This window comes from Persicitalea sp. (assembly GCF_041751555.1).
In the GTDB taxonomy this organism is placed as follows: Bacteria; Bacteroidota; Bacteroidia; order Cytophagales; family Spirosomataceae; genus Persicitalea.
The window spans coordinates 1-2,118 of the sequence record NZ_JBGSXF010000322.1 but is presented as its reverse complement, the minus strand read 5'-3'; the positions used below and the strand labels follow the sequence as shown (position 1 = coordinate 2,118).

At 55.6% G+C, this 2,118-nt stretch carries 1 protein-coding gene and 1 pseudogene; both read right to left on the bottom strand.

Annotated features, from left to right (window positions below; translation table 11 throughout):
• Nucleotides 1-287: pseudogene (locus ACEW8P_RS11635) on the bottom strand (RagB/SusD family nutrient uptake outer membrane protein); the annotation flags it as partial.
• Between the two features lie 12 nt (nucleotides 288-299).
• Nucleotides 300-2,118 (bottom strand): SusC/RagA family TonB-linked outer membrane protein (locus ACEW8P_RS11630; protein WP_373513250.1); only part of this gene is annotated, 1,819 nt, incomplete at its 5' end.

Below are 2,118 nucleotides of genomic sequence, written 5' to 3'. Positions count from 1 at the left end.
TAGAGATTGGCCCAGTAGCTGTTGACGAAGCTGGTCTGAGAACTGATGGTGCTGTTGGTGATGGGGTTGGTGATCTGCCCCCGCACCCAGTGGTCGTCGCCCCACTCGTATTCGTCCACCCTGAAGAGCGATTTCTGATAGAGGTCGTTGACCGCGATTTCGAGTTCCTTCTGATTACTATAAAAAGTACCCGACGCGCTGGAAGAAGTCGGGTCGATGTTCAAATCGGTGCAGGCATTCAGCAGCGCCAGCGAGAGCAGGAAGAATATTTTTTGTAAAGTTTTCATGATATAAAGGGCTTAAAGTCTGATAGAAATACCCGCCGTAAACGATTTCATGATCGGGTAGCTGCCCGCGTCGCCTTCGGGGTCCCAGCCTTTGGGGTAGCGGTGAATGGTAAAGTAGTCGCGCAGCGAAACGTACACCCGCAGTCCGTTCAGTTTCGCGCGGCTGGCCACACTTTCGGGTATGTTATAGCCCAGGGCGATATTCTTGATGCGGAAGTAGGCCGCGTTCAGGAACCAGAAGTTGGACACCGCGTAGTTGTTGCCGTTGGAGGTGCGTGAGAGTCGGGGATAAATGGCAGTGCGGTTCTGCTCGTCGGTGTTGTTGACGCTCCACGAGCGGCCGTCGATGAAGGCAGGTACGTTGCCAAAGTCCTGGCTGAACGGCGCCACCTGAAAGCTGTTCAGGCGGTCGGTCTGCTTGCCGACGCCCTGGAAGATCGTCGTGAAATCGAAGTTGCCGTAGTTCAGGCTGATATTGCCGCCAAAAATGTAGCGGGGTAGCGAGCCGCCCAGCGGTATCTTATCGAACTCGTTGACGATGCCGTCCCCAGCGTCGGGAATGCCGTCGCCGTTGGTGTCCACCGTCAGTTGGTCCACGTACTTGACGTCTCCCACTTTGCTGGTCGTAAACCTGGGCGACTGGTCGAGGTCTTCCTTGGTCAGGAACAGGCCGGGCGACTGGTAACCGTACCACTCGGCAAACTCGTAGCCCTCGCGGCTGATCTGCGTTCCGCTCTCCTGGGTCAAATTATTACGCCCATTGATGTCGATCACTTTGCTCTTGGAGTCAGACAGGTTGAAACTCGCCGAGTAGTTGAGTTTGCCGATGCGGTCGCGGTACGACACCTGAAAATCCCAACCCTTCACTCGAATGGCCCCGACATTTGTCACCGGATCGTTGTAGCCCAGGTAGTCGGGGATGTCGAGCAGCATCAGAATGTCGCTCGTGTTCTTGACGTAGTACTCGAAAGTGGTGTTCAGGCGGTTGTTGAACAGGCCCAGGTCCACGCCCACGTTGGAGGTTTTGGTCGTTTCCCAGGTGATGTCCGTCACGGCGTAGTCGGTTTGTGAGCCGGAAAGCAGCGAGAGTGGCTGGCCATTTTTGTAAAAAAGCGTGTTGCGGAAATTGATAACCGCCTGGTAGGGCCACCATTTGAAAGCGTCTTCATTTTTGCCGGACACCCGCTCGTTGCCCAGCGTGCCGTACGAAGCACGGAGTTTCAACAAGTTGACGTTACGCGCGTCCTGAAAGAAATTCTCGTTGGAAAGTACCCACCCCACCGACACGGAGGGAAAGTACCCCCAGCGGTTTTGGGGTGCGAAACGCGAGGAGCCATCGGCCCGGATATTGCCCTGAACCAGGTACTTGCTCTTGTAATCGTACTTCAGGCGGCCAAAGTAGGAGTTGAGTCCGTAGGCGTAGGACCAGCCCGAATTGGTCACTAAATCCTGACTGCCCAAATCGAGGTAAGGGAAGTCGTTAATGGCGAAGCCCGTGCGCGAAGCCGCCAGGTTCTCATACTTCTCCGACACGTCCTCATAACCCGCCAGCAGCCCGATGCCGTGGTCGCCGAACTGCTTATCGTAGGTCAGCAGCAACTGCTTGTTGAGCAGCACCCGCTCACCCCGGTTTTCGGCGAGCAAATCCTGCGCCCGGGTGGTAAACAGAACCCGACCGGGATCGGTGAGGTCGGTGAGTTCCACCACTTTGTCGAACTCCTTGGATTTGTCAAAATCCAGAGTCGGCGAGAAAATACCTTTAATGGCAAACCCGCTGAATGGCTTGAATTCCATGCCAATGCGCCCGGTCAGTTTGTTGTAGCTCTCGCGG